General features: G+C 63.3%; 23 protein-coding genes and 1 other RNA gene. 9 read left to right on the top strand and 15 right to left on the bottom strand.

Annotated elements, in window-relative coordinates:
• Nucleotides 1-301: 301 nt before the first annotated feature.
• Nucleotides 302-733 carry a nuclear transport factor 2 family protein gene (locus CO664_RS31650; protein ID WP_176536534.1) on the top strand — a complete coding sequence of 144 codons (432 nt, stop codon included), beginning with the start codon at nucleotides 302-304 and terminating at the stop codon, nucleotides 731-733.
• 11 nt (nucleotides 734-744) lie between these two features.
• Here CO664_RS31650 and miaA read toward each other — a convergent pair whose 3' ends face one another.
• On the bottom strand, nucleotides 745-1,656 hold the full coding sequence (gene miaA, locus CO664_RS05595) for a tRNA (adenosine(37)-N6)-dimethylallyltransferase MiaA (protein ID WP_097538112.1): 912 nt from the start codon (nucleotides 1,654-1,656) through the stop codon (nucleotides 745-747).
• Between miaA and serB the strand changes: the two genes are divergently transcribed.
• Both serB and CO664_RS05585 read left to right on the top strand, forming a co-directional pair.
• On the top strand, nucleotides 1,655-2,542 hold the full coding sequence (gene serB / locus CO664_RS05590) for a phosphoserine phosphatase SerB (RefSeq protein WP_097538111.1): 888 nt from the start codon (nucleotides 1,655-1,657) through the stop codon (nucleotides 2,540-2,542). The two genes, miaA and serB, sit on opposite strands and share 2 nt — an antisense overlap.
• A complete protein-coding gene (locus tag CO664_RS05585; protein WP_097538110.1) occupies nucleotides 2,539-3,111 on the top strand; it encodes a GNAT family N-acetyltransferase in 573 nt (190 codons plus the stop codon). Before serB ends, CO664_RS05585 begins: the two co-directional genes overlap by 4 nt.
• Nucleotides 3,112-3,152: 41 nt before the next feature.
• Here CO664_RS05585 and CO664_RS05580 read toward each other — a convergent pair whose 3' ends face one another.
• The 8 genes from CO664_RS05580 to CO664_RS05545 form a co-directional block, all read right to left on the bottom strand.
• A complete protein-coding gene (locus CO664_RS05580; RefSeq protein WP_097538593.1) occupies nucleotides 3,153-4,661 on the bottom strand; it encodes a Do family serine endopeptidase in 1,509 nt (502 codons plus the stop codon).
• A 208-nt stretch (nucleotides 4,662-4,869) separates the two neighbouring features.
• Nucleotides 4,870-5,256: an ACT domain-containing protein gene (locus CO664_RS05575; protein ID WP_037415654.1), complete on the bottom strand. Its 387-nt coding sequence runs from the start codon at nucleotides 5,254-5,256 to the stop codon at nucleotides 4,870-4,872.
• 6 nt (nucleotides 5,257-5,262) lie between these two features.
• Nucleotides 5,263-5,448: a DUF2065 domain-containing protein gene (locus tag CO664_RS05570; RefSeq protein ID WP_012708553.1), complete on the bottom strand. Its 186-nt coding sequence runs from the start codon at nucleotides 5,446-5,448 to the stop codon at nucleotides 5,263-5,265.
• Between the two features lie 7 nt (nucleotides 5,449-5,455).
• Entirely contained in the window at nucleotides 5,456-6,388 is a 933-nt protein-coding gene (locus tag CO664_RS05565; protein ID WP_037415651.1) for a protease modulator HflC, read from the bottom strand.
• Nucleotides 6,385-7,467 (bottom strand): FtsH protease activity modulator HflK, encoded by a 1,083-nt coding sequence (gene hflK / locus CO664_RS05560; RefSeq protein WP_037415648.1) that lies wholly within the window; start codon nucleotides 7,465-7,467, stop codon nucleotides 6,385-6,387. Before hflK ends, CO664_RS05565 begins: the two co-directional genes overlap by 4 nt.
• A gap of 203 nt (nucleotides 7,468-7,670) precedes the next feature.
• Nucleotides 7,671-8,210 (bottom strand): dihydrofolate reductase, encoded by a 540-nt coding sequence (locus CO664_RS05555; protein ID WP_037415645.1) that lies wholly within the window; start codon nucleotides 8,208-8,210, stop codon nucleotides 7,671-7,673.
• On the bottom strand, nucleotides 8,203-8,808 hold the full coding sequence (locus CO664_RS05550) for a glutathione S-transferase (protein WP_097538109.1): 606 nt from the start codon (nucleotides 8,806-8,808) through the stop codon (nucleotides 8,203-8,205). The genes CO664_RS05555 and CO664_RS05550 overlap by 8 nt, the downstream gene beginning before the upstream one ends.
• A 76-nt stretch (nucleotides 8,809-8,884) precedes the next feature.
• Nucleotides 8,885-9,679 (bottom strand): thymidylate synthase, encoded by a 795-nt coding sequence (locus CO664_RS05545; protein WP_097538592.1) that lies wholly within the window; start codon nucleotides 9,677-9,679, stop codon nucleotides 8,885-8,887.
• Nucleotides 9,680-9,870: 191 nt separating this feature from the next.
• Between CO664_RS05545 and CO664_RS05540 the strand changes: the two genes are divergently transcribed.
• On the top strand, nucleotides 9,871-10,287 hold the full coding sequence (locus tag CO664_RS05540; protein ID WP_176536495.1) for a gamma-glutamylcyclotransferase family protein: 417 nt from the start codon (nucleotides 9,871-9,873) through the stop codon (nucleotides 10,285-10,287).
• A gap of 15 nt (nucleotides 10,288-10,302) precedes the next feature.
• Here CO664_RS05540 and CO664_RS05535 read toward each other — a convergent pair whose 3' ends face one another.
• From CO664_RS05535 to CO664_RS05520, 4 genes are all read right to left on the bottom strand, one after another.
• Nucleotides 10,303-10,521: a hypothetical protein gene (locus CO664_RS05535; protein ID WP_097538107.1), complete on the bottom strand. Its 219-nt coding sequence runs from the start codon at nucleotides 10,519-10,521 to the stop codon at nucleotides 10,303-10,305.
• A gap of 60 nt (nucleotides 10,522-10,581) precedes the next feature.
• A complete protein-coding gene (locus CO664_RS05530; protein WP_097538106.1) occupies nucleotides 10,582-10,824 on the bottom strand; it encodes a hypothetical protein in 243 nt (80 codons plus the stop codon).
• A 19-nt stretch (nucleotides 10,825-10,843) separates the two neighbouring features.
• On the bottom strand, nucleotides 10,844-11,050 hold the full coding sequence (locus CO664_RS05525) for a hypothetical protein (protein WP_097538105.1): 207 nt from the start codon (nucleotides 11,048-11,050) through the stop codon (nucleotides 10,844-10,846).
• Between the two features lie 244 nt (nucleotides 11,051-11,294).
• The gene (locus tag CO664_RS05520) at nucleotides 11,295-11,603 is read right to left on the bottom strand and encodes a DUF2853 family protein (protein ID WP_097538104.1); all 309 of its coding nucleotides are present in this window, start codon (nucleotides 11,601-11,603) and stop codon (nucleotides 11,295-11,297) included.
• Nucleotides 11,604-11,750: 147 nt separating this feature from the next.
• Between CO664_RS05520 and ssrA the strand changes: the two genes are divergently transcribed.
• The 4 genes from ssrA to CO664_RS05500 all read left to right on the top strand — a co-directional run bounded on the left by ssrA (nucleotide 11,751) and on the right by CO664_RS05500 (nucleotide 13,378).
• Nucleotides 11,751-12,107, top strand: a transfer-messenger RNA (tmRNA) gene (gene ssrA / locus CO664_RS05515).
• A 200-nt stretch (nucleotides 12,108-12,307) separates the two neighbouring features.
• On the top strand, nucleotides 12,308-12,817 hold the full coding sequence (locus CO664_RS05510; RefSeq protein WP_037415622.1) for an SspB family protein: 510 nt from the start codon (nucleotides 12,308-12,310) through the stop codon (nucleotides 12,815-12,817).
• Nucleotides 12,818-12,832: 15 nt separating this feature from the next.
• Entirely contained in the window at nucleotides 12,833-13,054 is a 222-nt protein-coding gene (locus CO664_RS05505; RefSeq protein WP_097538103.1) for a DUF4169 family protein, read from the top strand.
• 93 nt (nucleotides 13,055-13,147) lie between these two features.
• Nucleotides 13,148-13,378 carry a ribbon-helix-helix domain-containing protein gene (locus CO664_RS05500; protein WP_097538102.1) on the top strand — a complete coding sequence of 77 codons (231 nt, stop codon included), beginning with the start codon at nucleotides 13,148-13,150 and terminating at the stop codon, nucleotides 13,376-13,378.
• A gap of 32 nt (nucleotides 13,379-13,410) precedes the next feature.
• On the opposite strand, the gene CO664_RS05495 is transcribed toward CO664_RS05500, so the two are convergent.
• On the bottom strand, nucleotides 13,411-17,154 hold the full coding sequence (locus CO664_RS05495) for an AsmA-like C-terminal region-containing protein (RefSeq protein ID WP_097538591.1): 3,744 nt from the start codon (nucleotides 17,152-17,154) through the stop codon (nucleotides 13,411-13,413).
• Between the two features lie 64 nt (nucleotides 17,155-17,218).
• Nucleotides 17,219-18,625 carry an FAD-linked oxidase C-terminal domain-containing protein gene (locus CO664_RS05490; RefSeq protein WP_037415611.1) on the bottom strand — a complete coding sequence of 469 codons (1,407 nt, stop codon included), beginning with the start codon at nucleotides 18,623-18,625 and terminating at the stop codon, nucleotides 17,219-17,221.
• A 476-nt stretch (nucleotides 18,626-19,101) separates the two neighbouring features.
• Here CO664_RS05490 and CO664_RS05485 point away from each other — a divergent pair, with 476 nt between their 5' ends.
• Entirely contained in the window at nucleotides 19,102-19,536 is a 435-nt protein-coding gene (locus CO664_RS05485) for a DUF1772 domain-containing protein (protein ID WP_037415608.1), read from the top strand.
• Nucleotides 19,537-19,659: the final 123 nt, after the last annotated feature.

Raw genomic sequence — 19,659 nt, 5'->3', positions numbered from 1 at the left:
CCTGATGGCCTTTGCTCCGGTGGGCATCCTCGGCGGGGTGGAAATCATCCGGGCTCTCGATGGCGCACCGCGCTGGCTGGACGTGGAGATGACGGAGCGGAGGAGCGCTCGGCCGAATGACAGCGTCCTCGTATTGGCCTACAGGGTCGACGCCCGACGCGACTCCGATGCCCCCTATGCGGCCTATTGCACCTCGACCTATGCACGAACCGGGAAGGCGTGGCGGCTGGTTCAGCACCAGCAGACGCCGATCGATCCCTCGGCAAACCAACCGGGCACGGCGCCGCGACAGGAGAACGCAATGGATGAACTCCTTCGTAGCTTTTTCAATCGCTACGAGAGCATGGCAAACCGCGTGCTCGCCAGGGAAATGGACGTAGCCGAGACGACCTTCGCCTTCGCATCCGATTTCATCGCCGCCTCACCGGCGGGCGTCATGGCGGGGAAGAACGACCAGAGCCTCAAAGCGTCGATGGAAAAGGGTTACGCCCGCTACAGGGAAATCGGCACGAAGGAGCTGAAGATCCGCGACCTCAAGACAACGCCGATCGACCCGCTGCATTCGCTCGTCCGCGTCGACTGGCGGTCCGTCTATGAGGCCGATGGGCGGCCCGATGTAGTCATCGATTTCGAGGTCCACTATCTTGTCCAGCTGCGCAATGGAGAGCCGAAGATCTTCGGCTGGGTGAGCGGCGACGAAGAGGCCGTGCTCCGGGAACACGGCATCGGCTGAGCGAAACGCGCCTAGAGAACTTCGTCTGGCTGCGCGATCCGCTGCCAGCTGTCATCGAGCTGGTTGCGGAACCAGGTCATCTGGCGCTTGGCATATTGCCGGGTCGCCGCCGCGCCCGTGGAGATCACCTCCGCCTCCCTCATCTCGCCCCTCAGCATCGCGGCGATCTGCTGCACGCCGATTGCTTTCATCACCGGCATGTCCGGCGAAAGCTTCAGCGCCAGGAGCGCCTGCACCTCCTCGACCGCGCCGCTAGCGAGCATCGCCTCGAAGCGCCGATCGATCCGGCTGTGAAGAAGCGACCGTTCGGGCAGTACGACGATTTTCCGGGCTCGGTCCGGATCGACAATCACCGGGCCGCGCATCTGCTGATAGTGACCCATCGGCTTGCCGGTCGCCTCGACGACCTCGAGTGCGCGGACGATCCGTTGGCCGTCTTCAGGCCGCAATTGTGCCGCCGCCTGCCTGTCGCTGCGCTCGAGCTCGGCGTGGAGTGCGGCAGCCCCTTCGACCGTCAGCCGCTGTCGCAGCCGCTGCCGGATCGCCGGCGGAATGTCGGGCATGTCCGCCAGCCCACCGGTCAGCGCCTTGAAATAGAGGCCCGTGCCGCCGACGAAAACGGGCAACCTGCCCTCGCCGCGCAGTCTCTCGACCAAGACCTCGGCGTCCCGCAGCCAGGCGCCGGTGGAGTAGAGACGCCCGGCCGGCACATGGCCGTAGAGAAAATGCGCGATGCCGCCCATCTCGGGCTCGTCGGGACGCGCGGTCAGCACCTTCAAGGTATCGTAGACCTGCATGCTGTCGGCATTGACCACCACGCCGCCGTGCCGCTTCGCCAGCGCCACCGCAAGCGCGGACTTGCCGCTGGCGGTCGGCCCGGTTATCAGGATCGCGTCCAGATCTCGTTCAAGGTTTTTCATCATGGCTCTCGTTGCCACGCTTATCGCCAATCCGTCAAATCCCGTTCTCACCCCCGCGCTGGCTGAGGCGGCGGCCGCAGCCGTTGAGGCATCAGGGCTTTACTGGCTGGCCGATGGCGTTGCCTGCGACCTTGCGCTAAAGGACGGCACGGATCCAATTGAAGCCGAAGCGCGGCTGCGGGACACGATGGATGGAGCCGCCGTCGACGTCGCCGTGCAGGATGCCGAGACGCGCCGAAAGAAATTTCTCATCGCCGACATGGATTCAACCATGATTGGCCAGGAATGCATCGACGAACTCGCCGCGGAAGTCGGGCTGAAGGAAAAGGTTGCCGCGATAACTGCCCGCGCCATGAACGGCGAGATCGCCTTCGAACCGGCGCTGATCGAACGCGTGGCGCTCCTGAAAGGCTTGCCCGCCACGGTCATTGCCGAAGTGATCGCCAAGCGCATCACACTGACGCCCGGCGGACGCGAGCTGATCGCCACCATGAAGGCAAAGGGCCACTATACGGCGCTCGTTTCCGGCGGCTTCACCGTTTTTACCGGTCCGATCGCCGAAAAGCTCGGCTTCGATGAAAACCGTGCCAACGAGCTTCTGGAAGAGAACGGAGCACTGACCGGCGAGGTCGCCCGGCCGATCCTCGGCAAGCAGGCCAAGGTCGACGCGCTGATCGACATCACGGAACGGCTCGGCATCTCGACGGCGGACGCGATCGCCGTCGGCGACGGCGCCAACGATCTCGGCATGCTGCAGCTTGCCGGCAGCGGCGTGGCGCTGCACGCCAAGGCGGTCGTTGCCGAACAGGCGAAGATCCGGATCGATCATGGCGATCTCTCCGCCCTCCTCTATCTCCAGGGCTATCGCAAGACGGATTTTGTGACGTGATCATCGGCAAGACCGAGCGCCTCATCATCCGCAACTGGCGCGAGGGCGATCGCGATCTCTTCGCCGAGATCAACAGCGATCCGAAGGTGATGGAATTTTTTCCGTTTCGACGTGACCGGGCGGCGGCCGATGCGCTGTTCGACCGCAATGCCGGCACCATCGCCGAGACGGGCTTCGGCTTCTTCGCGCTTGCGCTGCGCGACGGCGACGTGCCGATCGGCTTCTGCGGGCTGGCCCGCACCCATCTTGAGCCGCATCTGCCCGACGGCACAGTCGAAATCGGCTGGCGCCTTGCCGTTTCCTATTGGCGCAAAGGCTACGTCACCGAGGCAGCGCTGGCGCTTGTAGACCTCGGTTTCGGTGAAAGGAATCTCGGCGAAATCGCCTCCTTCGCGGTGGCGACGAACGCGCGGTCGATCGCCGTGATGAGGCGCATCGGCATGCGGCCGGACCCATCTCGCGACTTCGATCATCCGGGCGTGCCCGAGACGCATCAGCATCTGAAGCGCCACGTGCTTTACACGATCACAGCGGACGAATGGAGGCTGGGCGCAAAGACACCGAACTGATTTCCCGCGCCCTCTCCGGCAAGCTCGAAGACTGGGCCTCGCTACTCCATCCGCACCGTCACGAAACGCAGCTCGCCGGTCTTGCTGGCGATCATCAGCAATGCGTTGCGGCGGCCGTCGGCCTTCAGTTCGCCGACGCGGGAGGTGACGTCTTCCGGCGAGTCCATTGCCTCCTGACCGACCTCGACAATGACGTCTCCCGCCTCGACGCGGCGCTCGGCGGCGGGCGAGTTCGGCTGGACCTCGGTCACGACGACGCCGCTGACATTCTCGGCGATGCCAAAGCTCTTGCGGCGATCGGCGTCGAGCACCGCGAGCTTCATGCCAAGGACGACGTCCGTCGCCGGCAACGTGGCGGCCGGCGGCTTGCTCGGCTTGGCGCTCTCTTTTTTCAGTTCCCCGCCAGCTCCGGCGGCCGCCAGGTGTTCGCCATCCTCGAGTCGACCAAGCGTCACGCGCACCGTCTGCTCCTTGCCGTCCCGGATGATGACGACCTCGACGGCCTTGCCGACCGGGCTTTCGCCGACGGCACGCATGAGATCGCGCATTTCGCCGATCGCCGTTCCGTCGAAGCGGATGATGATGTCGCCCGCCTTGATCTCGCCCTTGGTAATCGGACCTCCCTCGATGATGCCGGAAACCAGCGCTCCTTGCGGCGCGTCCATCTTCAGGCTCTCGGCGATATCGTCGGTGACCGGCTGAATGCGTACGCCGAGCCAGCCGCGCCGCGTCTCGCCGAACTCCTTGAGCTGGTTGACGACGTTCATCGCAAGCTCGGTCGGCACCGCAAAGCCGATGCCGACCGACATGCCGGTCTGCGACAGGATCGCGGTGTTGATGCCGATCACCTCGCCCTGCATGTTGAACAGCGGCCCGCCGGAATTGCCGCGGTTGATGGCGGCATCGGTCTGGATGAAGCTATCATAGGGTCCGGCATTGATATTGCGGCCGCGCGCCGAAACCACGCCGACGGAGACGGACACGCCGAGGCCGAAGGGGTTGCCGACGACCATGACCCAATCGCCGATCCTGATCTTTCGTGAATCGCCGAAGGACACCGCCTTTAGCGGCTTCTTCGGCTCGACTTTCAGCACCGCCAGATCGGTCTTGGTATCGTTGCCGACCAGCTTCGCCTTCAGCCGGGTGCCGTCGGAGAGATTGATCTCGATATCGTCGGCATCTTGGATGACGTGATTGTTGGTGACGATATAGCCGGACGGATCGATGATGAAGCCGGAGCCAAGCGAGTTGACCGTGCGCGGGCGCCCGCCCTCGCCGCCCTGCCCTTTGAAGAATTCGTCGAAGAATTCCTGATGCGGCGAACCCTCCGGCACCTGCGGCATCGGCGCATTGTCATCGTCGGCCTTGACGTTCTGCGAGATGGAGATGTTGACCACGGCATCGAGCAGGCTTTCGGCGAGATCGGCGACCGAGGGCGGCCCGGCCGCCGGCCGCGGCAGCGCCGTTTCGGCAAGAGCCGTATTGGAAAAGAACAGTGCCGTCGCAGCCGCCAACACCAGGCCGCGGAAGATCTTGGGTCGTTTCGACAAGTCGCTGTGCTCCTGTATTCCGTTGCGCCACACGGTCCACGGACTCCGCTCGTCCGCGATCACCACGTGATCCCTTCCCATTCGTTTCGGCGAATTATACCACTGCCGCAAGGCGTTGCCGCGGCTGCTTCGCGCAGCAAACGATCTTCTGTTGAAGATACGGCGGTTTTCCGGAGCGTCCAGACACGATTTCCTGATCTTCGGCGGATCAGCTGGTGATTTCGTGGCCGTGCTCCTTCAGCGCCTGTACCGCCTTTTCGAGATCGGAACCGGCAACGAAGACATAGTCGGTGCTGAAGGTCGAATTGGCGAAGACGCCGACACCGGCCGCCGAAAGCGGGCGGAGCACGGAAGACAGGACCCCCGGCACATCGAAGCTGAAATGCTGTTCGATGCGGAGGCAGCGCCAGCCAAGCGAGCTCTGGACGCTCGAAGGGACACGGGCGGCACGGCAGACGAGCGTCATCTCCTCGCGCGAACTCGAAACGGTCCAAAACCCTGGCCCGGGCAGCCACTCCGGAATAGCGGACCCGATAGTCAGGCGGGTAATCGCATATTCGGCATCGACCAACCGGATCAGCAGTGTATGTGGCATTTCGCACTACCCTCGAAGCAACCAAACAAGTCCGACGCCAACCGCCACCGATGTGAGCCCGGCGAGGCGCAGCTGATGCTCCGGGACATACGGCAAACGCTTCGCCAATTCCACAAGAACCAAAGGGGCCAGTGCGTACACCAGCCCCTCGATGATCAGGAAAAATGCAAACCCGGTCAAAAGATCGGACATCGTCCGCTCAATCTCCGGTCGCAGGCGCTGCCGGTACGGTCGGCGAAAGCGGCGCCGCCGCCCCGTCCGCGCTGTTGAAATAACGGAAGAATTCGGAGTGCGGCGACAGTACGACGGTTGTGTCCGGATTTCCGATCGACTGGGTATAGGCCGCCATCGAGCGATAGAATTCGAAGAAACCGGGGTCGCGTTGGAAAGCGTCTGCGAAGATGCCCGTCCGCTCGGCTTCGCCCTCGCCTCGAAGGATTTCCGAATCGCGCTGGGCTTCGGCGACGATCTCGACCACCTGGCGATCGGCAATGGCGCGACGGCGCTGGCCCTCTTCGTTGCCGCGGGCGCGGATCAGTTCGGCCTCGGCCAGGCGCTCCGCCTTCATGCGGTCGAAGGTCTGCTGCGAGACTTCCTGCGTCAGGTCCGTCCGGCGGATGCGGACGTCCTCGATGTTGAGTCCGAGCGATTCCGCGTCTCCCCGCAGATCGGCGCGAACCTCGCGCATCATCGACGCGCGCTCGTCCGAAAGCGCCGCCTCGAAGCCCCTCAGGCCGTAGACGCGGCGCAGCGACGCGTCGAGACGCGTGCGAAGACGCGCTTCCGCAGATTCGCGGTCGCCGGACACCGTTTCACGGAAGCGGCGGGGATCGGCGATCCTGTAGACCACGAAGGCGTCCACCTCGTAGAACTTGCCGCCGGAAACCTGCACGCGGATATTGTCGAGGTCGAAGCGGAGCGCCTGGTCCTCGACATATTGTACACGGTCGGCATCCATGAAGGCGAAAGGCAGCTTGAAATAAAGCCCGGGCTCGGTCTTCACGTCGCGGATTTCACCGAAGCGAACGACGATCGCCTGCTGGCGCTCATTGACGACGAACACCGACGAGTAGACGACGACCAGCAGCGCCGCGAGGACGATGAGGATGATGGAACTGCGATTGTTTATCATTGGGTACCTCCCGACTGCGCGGGCCTGCCGATTTCGTTGAGCGGCAGATAGGGCAGCACGCCCTGGCCGTTCTTCTCGTCGAGAATGACCTTTTTCGACTTGCCGAGAACATCCTGCATGGTTTCGAGGTAAAGCCGTCTGCGGGTGACCTCCGGCGCCTTGGAATAGGCGTCATAGACCGAAATGAAGCGCTGCGCCTCACCCTGGGCCTCCTTGACGACGCGGTCCTTGTAGGCGGCCGCCTCTTCCCGGATCTGGGCTCCCTGGCCGCGCGCCTTGCCGAGCACCTGGTTGGCATATTGGTTGGCTTCCTCGACGAAACGGTCCTCATCCTGCTCGGCGCGCTGTACCTCGTCGAAGGCGTCGGCCACTTCGCGCGGCGGCGCCGCATCCTCAATCGCGACCGTGTTCACCGAAATGCCGGCGCCATAGGTGTCCATGGTGGCCTGGATGGTGTTCTTGACGTCGGCGGCGATCGCCTGACGGTTGTCGCGGAAGATGTCCTGGGCCGGGCGCCGGCCGACGACCTCGCGCATGGCGCTCTCGGCCACCTGCTGCAACGTGTCGGCCGGGTTTTCGACGTTGAAGAGATAGGACTTCGGATCGGTGACCGAGAACAGCACCGAGAATTGCACGTTGACGATATTCTGATCGCCGGACAGCATCAGCCCGGCGCTCGACTGGGCGCCAACACGGCTGCCGATATTCAGCTGCTGCTCCGTCACCTTGACGATCTCGACGGTTTCGAGCGGCCAGAAATGGTAATGCAGGCCGGGCATGGAGATTTCTTCCTTCGGCTTTCCGAAGCGCATCTCGACGCCGCGTTCATCCGGCTGGACGGTGTAGATCGAATTCAGCAGCAGGAAGCCGACGATCAGCAGGCCGACGATGACGAAGATGCCACCGTTGAAGCCGCCCGGAACGACGTTCTTCAGCTGATCCTGGCCGCGACGGATGATCTCTTCCAGATCCGGCGGGCCGCCCCGGCCTCCGCGCGGTCTGTTTCCCTGACCCCATGGCCCTTGATTGCCGCCGCCGCCCCAAGGGCCGCCGCCGCCATTCTGATTGCTCCAGGGCATCAAAACCTCTCTTCAAAGAAAATTCTCTCGCTGGACGCCCCGCAGACATGCGGCCGGTCACGACGTGATCCCGTTATAGGTATCATGTGCATTGCTTTCAACGCGATACGGGCGAGTTCACCGTAAAGTGCTAAAAATAGTTGACGGCCTCTCGACGCGATCGGAAAGGAACGAAGCGAGTATTCGCCACCGGTCGGCTTCGACTATTTTGGCAGCGTTTCGCGGCGACGCCACGTGACAAAATGCATCGCATGGCTGTCCTTCTCACCGCGCGGCAGATCCTCCTCGAAGACCTTCTCGAAAATTTGGGGGTCGATCGGCGGAAAGCGCGTATCGCCCTCCACCTCGGCCTGCACTTCGGTCACGTGCAGCACGTCGGCAAGGTCGATCGACTGCCGGTAGATCTCCCCGCCGCCGATGATGCAGATCTCGTCGGCACCGAGCTCCGCCGCATGCGCTCGCGCCTTGTCGAGCGCCTCCTGGAGCGAAGAGGCGACCTCGGCTCCCGGGGCCGTAAAGTTCAGGTCGCGGCTGATGACGATGTTCGGCCGGCTTGGCAGCGGGCGGCCGAGCGACGCCCAGGTCTTTCGCCCCATGATAACCGGCTTGCCGATCGTCAGCGCCTTGAACCGCTTGAGGTCCGTCGAAAGCCGCCACGGCAGGTCGCCCTCGCGCCCGATCACACCGTTGGTCGCAACCGCGACGACGATGACGATTTTCGGCTCCGGTCCTGCATCAGTCATGGAAGCCACTCGGTTTGCTGTCGATTTCGCGGGCGCGCAGCAGCGCCGGCCGGTCGGTCACGGCGTGGATGTAACGGTCGATCACGTCGCTTTCCGGCAGGATCTTGCGCATCCATTGGAGCGCGCTTGCAAGCAGCAGGTCGGCCGCGCTCATCCTGTCGCCTATGAGATAGGGCTGGCGCGTCAAGACATCGATGACATGCGCGCACATGTCGGCATAGAGGCGCGCCAGCATCGGGTTGCTGACTGTCACGCCGGAGATATGGGCAAGCGCCGTCGGCTCGATCACCCCGGCATAATAGACGAGCCAGGAAAGATAGGCGCCGCGTTCCGGGTGGCCGGGCGGCCGACCGAGGCTTGAGTCGGGATAGAGATCGGTCAGATACTGCACGACGGCGGCCGACTCCCAGACGAGCGTTCCGTCGTGCAGCAGCGCCGGCACCTGCTTGTGCGGATGCGGATTGTTCTCGTCCGGGCCGCCGGAGCCATCCGAGCGGCGAATATTGACGTAGCGAATCTCGTATTCGGCGCCGAGCTCCTCGAGCAGCCAGATGATCCGCGACGAGCGCGACAAGGGTGCATGGATCAATGTCAGCATCAGAACCTCCCGTCCTCGCCGGCATTTTTGAGCGTCACCGGGTGACTGGCCGCCCGACACTCCAGTACATTCGCGTTCAGACCGCGACGGGCGCCTTTATATGTGAATCGGCTTCGTAGCCGACGAGCGTAAAGTCCTCGAACTTGAAGGAGAAAATGTCCTTGACCGCCGGATTGATCTTCATCCTCGGCAGCGCCTTCGGCGTCCGCGTCAGTTGCAGCCGCGCCTGCTCGAAGTGGTTATGGTAGATATGCGCGTCGCCGAGGGTGTGCACGAAGTCGCCCGGCTTCAGCCCGGTGACCTGCGCCACCATCATCGTCAGCAGCGCATAGGACGCGATGTTGAATGGCACGCCCAGGAAGATGTCCGCGGAGCGCTGATAGAGCTGGCACGAGAGCTTGCCGTCCGAGACGTAGAACTGGAAGAGGCAATGGCACGGCGGCAGCGCCATTTCGTCGACGAGCGCCGGGTTCCAGGCCGAGACGATGTGCCGGCGCGAATTCGGATTGGTCTTCAGGCCCTCGATCAGCCCGGCGATCTGGTCGATGTGGCCGCCGGCGGGCGCCGGCCAGGACCGCCACTGGTAGCCATAGACAGGCCCGAGTTCGCCGCTTTCATCGGCCCATTCGTCCCAGATGCTGACGCCGTTTTCCTTGAGGTAGGCGATATTCGTCTCGCCCTTCAGGAACCACAGGAGCTCGTGGATGATCGAACGCAGATGCAGCTTCTTGGTGGTCAGCACCGGAAAGCCTTCGGCGAGATCGAAGCGCATCTGATAGCCGAAGACGGAACGCGTGCCGGTGCCTGTCCGGTCGCCCCGGTCGGTTCCGTTGCTCATCACGTGGTCGAGAAGCTCTAGATACTGCCGCATGGTCCTTCGCACCGCCGATTCGTTCGTGCCTTGAAAATAGGACGAAGCCAAGGTGTAAGCCATGGGGGAATCACTGGCGCGGCGACGTTTTCCCGCGATTTGGCGCTTCTATCGCATGCGGAACGCGCGGAGCCCGGAACAGCCGGTGATCTTGAACGTTGGAGGGGGCACCGCATCGGAGCCATCGCTTGATGGAAAGACCTCAGTTCGTTTTCATTTTCGGCACCTTGAAGAAAGGCTTTCCGCTGCATCGGCGCGGCCTGGCGCATGCCGCCTATCTCGGGCCCTATCGCACCGCAGCGAACTATCCGATGCTTGTCGCTGGACCGTGGTTCGCGCCGATGATGTTCCATGAGCCCGGCAGCGGCTTGCGTGTCAGCGGCGAACTCTATGCGATTGACCCCGCTACGCTCGAACGACTCGACCGCACGATCGGCAAGCCCGGCAATTTCCGGCGGCGTATTCGCGTGGTGCCGAGGCGGCACGGCCGCCGTTGCGAGGCTTTAGCCTACTTCAAGGCAAGGTTTCTCGCCTCGCCCGTCCACACCGGATATCTGCGATCCTATGAAGACAGGCGCTTCGTGCCGCCCTGGCGCCGGAGAATATGAGGGCCGCCACAGGCGTCATTTCGCAGGGCGCCGGTTTCCGGAATGGTCCTGGTATTGCTCTGTCTTGGTCGCGTTCTGGTCAAGACCCCTGGCCTGCGAGTGCTGTGCCTTGTCGCGGTTGGACAATACGTCGCTCTCGCCCACCATTCCTTCTTTCATAGTGGTCCGGGCACCGCTGCCCGAGCCCTTTCCCTTGTCGGGTTTTCCGATGTTCTTACGACTGGCGTTGGCCATGACCATCTCCTTTTGCCGCTCAGCTTTCACAAGGCTCTGGAATCGCCGAAATGAAGCGGCCTACCGCCCGGTGTCCTTGTGGTGCCTGCTTTCCTGGTTCTCGCCTCTCAGAATGCTGCGATCGTTCTCCTCGCGCGCATCCGCATGCGCCGTATCAAGCTTCTGCCCCTTCCGCTCGGCCTTGCGCAGAGCATCCGAGCGCTTAAGTTCCGCTTCGGCATCGAAGTCCTTGCCGGCATTCGATGTGTTCTCGCGGCCCTGAATTATCCGTTGCTGCTGTTCGTGCGTCTTCCTGCCGACCATGATCGGACCTCCTGATTGCTCATTTGTTCGTTCGGCCGCGATGGCCCGGATTGGCGCCGCCTTGCGGCGTCGGGTCATTCGCCACATCGCCTTCGATCGTGTTGTCTCGCTTGAGACTTTCGCGGTCCGACGGTCCGCGAATGCCCTTGGACTGACCGATGCCGGGATCCCGCCTGAGGTCCTTGTCGCTCGGTCGCTGTGTTTTCGGTTGTTTGGAGGTTGTCATCGGAGTGCCCTTCCCTTCCTGCCGATCTTGCCGCGCCAGCAGGCACTGCCGGCTTGATGTCTTAACCGGGCCCGGCAGCGAATGTTCCCAGAAGGGGGCGATTACAGGCCGAGCCGGTTTCTACGTCTCGACGAGAGCGGCAGCCGACGATGCCTGGCGAAGGATGGAGATGGATGGGGGAGAGCCGACAGCGTCGGCCGAGGTAAGGGGATGGTGACGGATCCGCCATCCCCTGCCTCTCCGATCAGAGCGTCTGCAGTTTGCCGAGTTCCTTCGCGACGAGGTAGTAGAAGGTGACGCGGGACTTGGAACGGTCCTCGGCCATGGCCTTTGCAGCCGCGGCGATCGCCGCATCTGCCTCCGACCTGCCGACGCCGAGCTTCTTCTCGCACCACCTCTCTTTGACCCGCTCCAGTTCGTCGGGATCGGAGGCCGAGACGAGCGCCGAATCACGATTTCGAAGTGCGATCCCGAGGCGACGCAAGATTTTGTTCACGACGGCCTCATCGGCACTGCTGTCGTATTTCTGTACGTCTGCGGGATAGTCGTTCATGCTTCCCGCCACCTGACGTTTGTTGGCTGAATGCGCACTCTTCGCGAACTGCGTGCAGCAAGGAAAGTTTTGCACGCTCTTCGAGCATATCAAGCGTTTGGAGGCAGGCGCAGGCCCGAGACTTATCCGACTGATTTCCTTTCCTCACCCCTTTTCTTGGCTGCTTGAAAGACCTATATGACAGGAGCCGTCTTCGGGCGGCTATGGCAATAAACGGGCGATGCAATAAACCCATTGGACCCGGGGGCGGTACCCGGCGCCTCCACCAAAAACCGGTCGCTGGACCGGCTTTTGATGGGGGCGAAATAGGATCGACAAGGGCGTAAAGATCGACTTTTTGCTCGGCATTGTACCACCGTTATCGGGCTAAACTTATAGTTGCAAACGACAACTATGCTGAAGCACGTCTCGCTGCCTAACGGCGGTGCGGCACTTCAAATCAAGTCCTTCCGGGTAGCACCGTAAGGCGGGGTCCGAAGGCACCTGGCAACAGAAGCCTTCACCTTCTCCCCCGTGCTGAAATCGGCTATAGATGCCTTGTTAATTGACTCGTCCGATTTGGACGGGCAATGAGACGAAACATGGCCAGTCACGAACGGCCTGACGCCGACCGCCCCGAATAGGGCATTGAATTGCTGTATGAAACGCGATTTCGATCCGAGCCATCATGCGGTAAAGTGAATTTGAAGAAAGACGGGGATCATATGGGCCAGGACCACATCCGCTACGACATTCTGGCGCAGGACGCGCTTCGCGGCGTCATCCGCAAGGTGCTGGCCGAAGTCGCCGCTACCGGCCATCTCCCCGGTGACCACCATTTCTTCATCACTTTCCTGACGGGGGCTCCCGGCGTACGCATCTCGCAACATCTCAAGGCGAAGTACCCGGAACAGATGACGATCGTCGTCCAACATCAATTCTGGGACCTGAAAGTTTCCGAGACCGGCTTTGAAATCGGCCTCTCCTTCTCCGATACGCCGGAAAAGCTGGTCATTCCCTTCAATGCTGTTCGCGGTTTCTACGATCCGTCGGTGAATTTCGAACTCGAGTTCGATGTCGCGGCCGGCGAGGAGGACGAGTCGGAATCGGCGGAGATTACCGCTTACCCGGTCAACGAGGCCGATGACGCTGAGCAGAAGAGCCCGGCGGGCGACGGCCCGAAGGGCGGCGGCGGTTCGGTCGTCTCGCTCGATTCTTTCCGCAAGAAGAACTGACCGCCGGAGCGTGGCATGAGCGGCGAAGTCGTCAACCTGCGTCAGTTCCGCAAGCGACAGGCCCGCGCCGGGCGGGAGAAGCAGGCCGAACAGAATCGGATCTCTTTCGGCCGAACGAAAACGGAAAAATCCCTCACGACGGCCCTGAACGAAAAGGCGACCAAGACGCTCGATCAGGGCCGACTGGAAGGCTCGGCATCGCCAGATCGGCCCGTTGCCGATGGGGACGAGGCCTGAGCCGCCCTCTAAAAAAACGATTCCCCCACAAGGACTTGGAAACGATTCCGGAATCGGATTGCCAACCCGTTGAATCGACTTGTGAGGCCAGGGATGATCGCCAAGCATTCGGCGACGCTGCACGGACACCGCACCAGTTTCACGCTTGAGGATCCCTTCTGGCAGGAGCTGAAGTCGATCGCCAAGAGCCGCGACATGCCGCTCGCGCGTTTGATCGCGGAGATCGACGACGGGCGCGATCCGGAAGTAAACCTCTCCTCGGCGCTGCGGCTATACGTGCTTGCCTGGATAAAAGCCCAGGCAAAGGCCGCGGAATCTCTTTGAGCCGCTCAACCTCATTTTCCTGACTTCTTGATCTACCGCACGGTGATGTCGGGCAGCATGTCGAAGTTCAGCCCCTGCCCCGCCGGCGCGCCGGCGTTCTCGCCGGCGGGCGGCGGCGCATTCCGCTGAACGTCTTGGACCGGAGCGCCTTGAGGCTGCGCTGGCGGCCGCGGAAGTTGGCGCAAGCGCTGGCGCTCCTCTTCGGCCGCCCGACGAGCTTCGGCTGCCCGCGCCATCGCCTCGGCCTTCATCCGCGCCGCTTCGGCCGCGGCCGCCTGGCGCCGGCGCTCCTCGATGATCGCCCGCCGCCGCTGGACTTCGCGCTCGGCGGCCCGCGCCCTGTAAAGCGCCACCTCTCGGCGCAGGCGCTGTTTTTCAAGAACGTTCGCCTGCAGCGTTTCCACCCGCCGACGCTCCTTTTCGTAAGCGCGAAGCGACAGGAAATTGGCGAGGTCGGTAACGTCGACGCTGACGCCGGGGGCCGCAAGCAGCCCCGCATAGCCGAAGCGCACGCGCGGCTCAGCGCCGGCAAGCGCCTCTTCACCCGGCCGGAAGGTGAGATCGACCGCACCGCTTATCCGTTCGGCCGGGAGATCGAAGGAGACTTCGCCGGAGAAGGCAGCATTGCCGTCCGCGGCCGTGACGTTCTGTGCCCTGACGGTTCCGCCGGCGATGCTGAAGGGCGCCTTGACGGTACCGACGACCGATTGGCCATTGAAGAGCAGCTCTTCAGCGGCTTTGCGCACGGCGTCCGGCGAAATCTCGGTCTTCATCGCATCGGCCGCCGCCATCAGTTGCGGCAGCGCCGCCGTGTTGATGCCGTTGAGCGTAACGCCATTGAACGTCGCCGAGCCCGAGCCGCTGACCGAACTTGCCATCGCCTTCGGCGTCGCACCGGACGCTTCCATCGCGACGGAAAGGTCGAACCGGCCGGTCGCGACGGGACCGTTCTGCCGCGCCCATCCCGCCGCAGCGAGATCGCCGCCCGTCAGGTCGAACCGCGAGCGCAGGAAACCCGAGCCGTTTGCGTTGCCGACTTGCAGCCGTCCCACGAGCTTACCTCCCAACCAGTCGCCCGCCGCCTCGCTCAAGGCAAGTTCATCGCCCTTCCATTCAAGCTTGCCGCGGAAGCTGGTAATCTCCCCATAGACACCCGGCCAAAAGCGCTTTGCCGTGAGGTCGAGAGCGACGTCGAGCCCCGTCCAGGCGGGCTGCGCGAGGGGCGCCACCGACAATCCACCGGCCGATGGGTCGTGGACCTGTCCAAGAATCCCTTCGCCGAGCCAGGCAAGGTCGATCGTATCGAGCGCCAGTTCGCCGCGCGCCGTGCCGGGCGCCTTGCGGTCGAGCGTCAGACTACCGGCAAACCCGTTCCGGTCGGCGCTGCCTTCGATGGCTGAAAGCGCGACCTTCTCAGGATCGACTGCGATGTCGGCGGTCAGCTTCACGGGCAGCCCGCTGCCCATCTGCGGCAAGGCAATGCCCTGCAGCAGCAGATAGGGCTCGAAATCCTCCGTCTGCAGCGTCAGCTTGCCCTGACCCTCGAGATAGTGATCCCTCGAAAGGTCGACCGTCCCCTTGGCGGCGATCTGCGTCTTCTCGGTCGTGAAGGTCAGCGAGCCGTTCGCCTCAGAACCCTCCGTGCTCTGCAGCTTGACCGCGAGAATGCCGTTGGCGTCCGCATCGAACGGCAGCGGATCGAGCCCGGCCTGGCCGAGAAGAACCGGGGTCTGCGGGTTCTCGAGCGTCGCCTCCAGCAATATGCCTTTTCCGGCAAGGGCCTGGGCAACGTCCGGCGCCTGATAGCTGGCGGCAATCTTGCCGCCATTGGCGGTGCCGATCACCCCAAAGGTGAAGGGCGCGTTGCCCTCCTTGCTGCCCGCCGTCAAGGTCATGTCGAGGGCAGCGGCGGAATAATAGGGTCCGGCCCTGATCAGCCGCGCCAGGGCCGGGTGGGTGATCGTGTGCCGCCCGACAAGTTCCAAAAACGGCGTCAGCTCTTCGGCGGCAAGCTTCATCTTCGCCGAAATCACCGGCTTCTCGAAACCGCCGCTCACGCGGCCGGAAAAGGCGAGTTGGGCGCCGGAAAGGTTGCCGATTGCCACCCGCTCGGCCTGCAACTGGCCATTCTTGAGCGTTAGGACGGCCTGCACGTCGCGCGCCTCCTCGCCGAAAGCGGAAAACGTCTCGGCGGACAGTTCGGCAGCGATGGCGTGATTGAGCAGGGTTGCGGTCGAAGCATCTCCGGCAACGAGGCCGGCCAGCGCCTGCAGCGCCTCGAGGTCGATGCGGTTTCCCTTGAGCTGCAGCGACAGCGTCGGCTGCTGCTCGGCAAAGGACTGGCGCTCCAGCCTTCCCTTGAGGGTCGCTGGGCCGGCCGCCACTTCGAGCTTCTCGAATTGCTGCAGCGTGTCGGTGAGGTTGACGGTCGCGGCAAAACCCGCCGTCTTAAGCTTGCGAATGGCGGGATCGACCGATCCGGCGAGCCAATTGGCGAGCCCCGACGGTTGATTGGAGGCGACGACGATGTCGCCGCGAAAGGCGCGCTGCCCCATGAGGTTCAGCCGTCCCTTGGCCTCCAGCTGCGTGCGGCCGGGCAACAGCGCCACCGCGTTGTCGACGATCCAGCCGGCGCCGTCAGGTCTGACGTCGAGACGTATGTCGCGCACGGTGGTATCGCCGATGACGATCGCCGGAAGCTTCAGGCTCGCACGGCCCGGCACCTGCGGGATGGGGATGTTGGCGGCAATCGCCATCATCGTTTCGACCCGCTGTCGCAGGGAAACTGCCGGGTCGCGACCGGTCTTGCCGCCCCGGCCGGAATTGCCGATCCGACTGACGTCGATCTGCTGCCCGTCGGCGATCAACAGGAACTTCTGATCCTTGCCGGTATCGAGCGTTGCCTCGCCGGTGACGACATAAGGATCGTCCGGCGGACCGACCTCGAAATGATATTCCGGCACGCGGATGCTCTCATTGGTGAGCTGGAACTCGCCATTGATGCGCAGCGCCCGGCCGGTTCTTCCCTCCTCGGCCGGCCGATTCTCCGTCAGCGTGAAGCGGCCCGCATAGACCGGCCTGAAATCGACGACTTTGAGCTCGCCGTCGAGCTCGACGCCGAAGGGGCGCGCGTCCGGCGTCAGCCGGGCGCGAAGGCTGAGCGCTCCTTCCTCGTCCACCGCATTGCTCACGAAGGAGAAGCTGCCCGCTTCGCCATCGAGCGCGGCACGGCCCTCGACTTTCCAGGGACCGGCCAGCGAACGGGCCGACACGTCGGCGGAAAGATCGCTCACTCGGCGCGTACGCCCGGTCTGCTCGTCGACGAATTCGATCTCGCCGTCCACGATCTCGACGTTTTCCAGCACGACGGTGTTCGCCGGGATCGCCGCGCGCGGGCCGCGCGCCCAATCGAGCGTCCCGTCCGGCTGCAGCCGCAGTTTTGCCCGCGGCCGGTCGAGGCGCATGTCGAAGATCAGCGCCTCGCCGCTTAAGAAGGGTGCGAGCTCGGCGCTCATCGAGAACTGGGCGACCTGGATCAGCGGCTCCCCGCCGCCTTCAGCGCCGACGCGCACGTCGTTGAGGGTCACCGTCGGGAAGGGGATGAGCCGCGCATCGACGCTGCCGTGCACGACGACCGGCTTGCCCATGATACGGCTCGCCTCGCGCTCGAAATCGGTGCGGAAATCGGTCCAGTTTACGAACAACGGTGCGATCAGCGCCGCAAAAAGCGCGACAACCAACAGGCCGCCAGTGATTACGAAAATTCGCGCCAGCACCGTGTCACATTCCCATCTGTTCCGTTCGCGCCCCACTTTGCGAGTTTCATCCGATCCGCCGGGATCACGTGAAGATCTTGCCCGGGTTGAAGATGTCGTCCGGATCGAGCGAACGCTTGATCTGCCGCATCAGATCGATCGTTCCGCCGAGCTCCGCTTCCAGGAACGGCATCTTGCCCTGACCGATGCCATGCTCTCCCGTACAAGTACCATCCATCGACAGTGCACGGCTATTCAGCCGTTCGACGAAAGCCTCGACCCGCGCCACGTCGGCTGGGTCCTTGTCGTCGAACAGCACACCGACGTGGAAATTGCCGTCGCCCGCATGGCCGACGATCGGGGCGATCAGCCCATGTGCGGCGATATCCTCATGTGTCGCGGCGACGCAATCGGCAAGCCGCGAAATCGGTACGCAGACATCGGTTGCCAGGATGGCGGCGCCGGGCTTCAGGCTCTTCTGCGCCCAGTAGGCATTGTGCCGCGCTCGCCACAGGCGCGCCCGCTCTTCCGGGTTGGTGGTCCAGACAAATCCTGTAGAACCAAATTCCGACGCTATTTCGGCGAACTGGCGCGATTGCAGCTCGACGCTCTCGGTGCTGCCGTGAAATTCGACGAAGAGCGTCGGCATTTCCCCATAGTCCAGACCGGAATAGGCGTTGCAGGCCCGCATCTGCACGGCGTCGAGGAGTTCGATGCGGGCTACGGGAATGCCCGACTGAATTGTCAGGATGACAGCGTTGCAGGCGTCGGCAATCGTCGGGAACGGGCAGACGCCGCCCGATATCACCTCCGGGATGCCCTGCAGGCGCAGCGTGATCGAGGTGAGGATGCCGAGGGTCCCTTCCGCCCCGACGAAAAGCCGCGTCAGATCATAGCCGGCCGAGGACTTGCGGGCCCGGTGTGCGGTTCTGACCTCTCGTCCCCCGGCGACGACCGCGGTGACCGCAAGCACGTTCTCTCTCATGGTGCCGTAGCGCACCGCATTGGTGCCGGACGCCCGCGTCGAGGTCATGCCACCGATCGAGGCATTCGCGCCCGGGTCGATCGGGAAGAAGAGGCCTGTATCGCGCAGATAGGCGTTCAATTCCTCGCGCGTCACGCCCGGCTCGACCGTGCAGTCGAGGTCCTCGGCATTGACGGCAAGGATGCGGTTCATCCGCATCATGTCGACCGATATGCCGCCATGCGGCGCATTCACATGGCCCTCGAGTGAAGAGCCGGCGCCGAAGGCAATGAGCGGCACGCAATGCGCCGATGCGATCTCGACGATCTCGCGAACTTCGGATGCACTTTCGGGAAAGACGACCGCGTCCGGAAGCTGTGCCGGGATGTAGGTCGTCGTGTTGGCGTGCTGGGACCGGATGGCCTCTCCCGTCTGAAACCGATCACCGAACCGTCCGCCGAGGAGCGTCTTGGCTGCGGCGATGCCGCTTTCGTTCCTCGACCCCGCCCTGATCGCCTTCAACGCCACGACATCTTCCCTCCTGCGACGTACATGCCGAAAGGCAGCCGCCGCAACGTTCTTTAACGCCCGCACAATCTATCCTCAATTCGACGCCGAATTAAGGAGTTATACAGTCACCAACTGCGGAAAGCCGCCGGGCAGTCCGCTTCGCATCGGATCGCGCTGCGCTCCAGCCGTTCGGTGACCGCTTTGCCCTGACCGTCCGCCAAGGACGCTCGATCGACCTCCAACAGGCCAAGGCAGAACGTCGATGGCGAAGCGCTTTCATTTCAAGGCGCTACTGTGCAAATCGGAATCGGTTTGTCCAGAAGTTACGCGATCCCTTGCGGCGCGCGCATCCCAAATCACCGCCGCTGATACCGGCTTGTCACAAACCTCGCACGCCTCGCGGAAGCGCGCAATGGAGGACGGCCATCAGCCTATAATGCAGCTTTTGTTTGCGAGCCCTTCGGGTATCATGTCTGAAAACGGGAGAGCGTCTGATGTTCGGCCTGCTCGCTTTGATTACGTCATCCGTCTTCTTCGGCGCCGCCATTTACATCAACATTGCAGAACAGCCGGCCCGGCTTCGCCTCGACCACCGCGCCGCACTGGCAGAGTGGGGTCCAGCCTATCGCCGCGGCTTCGAGATGCAGGCCTCTCTGGCGATCATATCCGGTCTCCTCGGCGCTGCTGCCTGGTGGCAGAGCGGCAACCCCCTTTGGGGCCTCGGCGCCGCCGTCATTATCCTGAACTGGCCCTATACGCTGATGCTGATCATGCCGATCAACAACCGTCTGGAGACGACGCCCCCGGACCAGGCGAGCGAGGAGACGCGCGAGCTCATCATGCGCTGGGGCAAATTCCATGCCGGTCGCAGCGCTCTCGGCGCGGTTGCAACGGCAATCTATCTTGCTGCAGCCGCTGACCGGATGTGAGCTAGACGATTTCTGCTAACACCTTGATCGAGCTTGGCGATCACGGCTGCAACCGGCCGGGCGAGGCGCCCCTAATTCGACACAAGATGTAACCCGCTGCCGGCTGTCATCTCCTGTGGGATC

The organism is Sinorhizobium sp. NG07B (assembly GCF_002532005.1).
Classification (GTDB): Bacteria; Pseudomonadota; Alphaproteobacteria; order Rhizobiales; family Rhizobiaceae; genus Sinorhizobium; species Sinorhizobium fredii_C.
Note: the sequence above shows the minus strand (reverse complement) of the source record. Positions and strands in the feature narration are given on the sequence as shown.